This is a genomic window from Protofrankia sp. CiP1_Cm_nod2 (genome assembly GCF_920664355.1).
Classification (GTDB): Bacteria; Actinomycetota; Actinomycetes; order Frankiales; family Frankiaceae; genus Protofrankia.
This window is the reverse complement of record NZ_CAKKTL010000101.1, coordinates 18171-19486: the sequence shown is the minus strand read 5'-3', so window position 1 is coordinate 19486 and position 1316 is coordinate 18171. Positions and strand designations below refer to the sequence as shown.

Annotated in this window: 1 protein-coding gene; it reads left to right on the top strand. The window is 74.1% G+C overall.

All coding sequences use genetic code 11. The features are described from left to right. A partial coding sequence (locus NBW84_RS13025; RefSeq protein ID WP_250284912.1) for a 3-hydroxyacyl-CoA dehydrogenase family protein occupies nt 1-1316 on the top strand: 1316 nt, incomplete at both ends.

Genomic DNA, 1316 nt, shown 5'->3' with positions numbered 1-1316 from the left:
CCGGTGCGGCGCGGCGCGGTCTGGGCGGACGCGGTCGCCCGCGGCCGGGCGCTGGCCGACGCCAAGCTGCACGGCGCCGCCCCGGCCGCCTACCTGGCGCTGGACCTGATCGCGCTCGCCGAGACCGCCGACCGGGACACCGGCTACGCGGCCGAGACCGAGGCGCTGGCCGACCTCGCCGTCAGCGAGGAGCTGGCCGCCAGCCTCTACGCCTTCGATCTGGTGCAGAAGCGGGCGAAACGCCCGGCCGGCGGGCCGGACCCGGCCCTGGCCCGGCCGGTGACCAAGGTCGGCGTGGTCGGCGCCGGGCTGATGGCCGGCCAGCTCGCGCTGCTGTTCGCGCAGCGCCTGGAAGTGCCGGTGGTGCTGACCGACATCGACCAGGACCGGCTCGACGCCGGCCTCGCCACCGTCCACCGGGAGATCGACAACCTGCTGACCAGGAAGCGGATCTCCCCGGACAAGGCCTCCCGGCTGCACGGCGCCGTGACCGGCTCGCTGACCAAGGACGTTTACGCCGACGCCGACCTGGTCATCGAGGCCGTCTTCGAGGATCTCGCGGTCAAGCAGCGGGTGTTCGCCGAACTGGAGGCGGTCGTCTCCCCCGAGACCCTGCTGCTGACCAACACCTCGGCACTGTCGGTCAGCGACATGGCGTCCGTGCTGGCGCATCCGCAGCGGGTCGCGGGGCTGCACTTCTTCAACCCGGTGGCGATCATGCCGCTGGTCGAGGCGGTGCGGGGCCGGCAGACCGACGACGCGGCGATCGCGACAACGCTCGCGGTCGCGAAGAAGCTGCGGAAGAACGCGGTGCTCACCACGGACACGCCCGCGTTCGTCGTCAACCGCCTGCTCACCCGGTTCATGGGCGAGGTGCTGGCCGCCATCGACAACGGCACCCCGGTGGAGGATGCCGACCAGGCCCTCGAGCCGCTGGGCCTGCCCATGTCACCGTTGGTGCTGCTCGGGCTGGTCGGGCCCGCCGTCGCCCTGCACGTCGCCGAGATCCTGCACGCCGCCTACCCGGACCGCTTCCCCGGCACCGAGGGCCTGGGCCGGCTGGTGGCCGCCGGCAGGACCAGCGTCTACACGTGGGGCCCCGACGGCCAGCGGGTGGACCCCGAGGCCGCCGAGCTGATCAGGTCCGCGGCCGGCGGTGACACCCCGGTGCTGACCGGCGAGCAGGTGCGGGAGGCGTCCCTGGCCGCGCTCGCCGAGGAGATCCGCGCCCTGCTCGACGAGGGCGTGGTCGCCGAGGCCGCCGATGTCGACCTGTGCCTGCTGCTCGGCGCGGGCTGGCCGTTCCACCTCGGCGG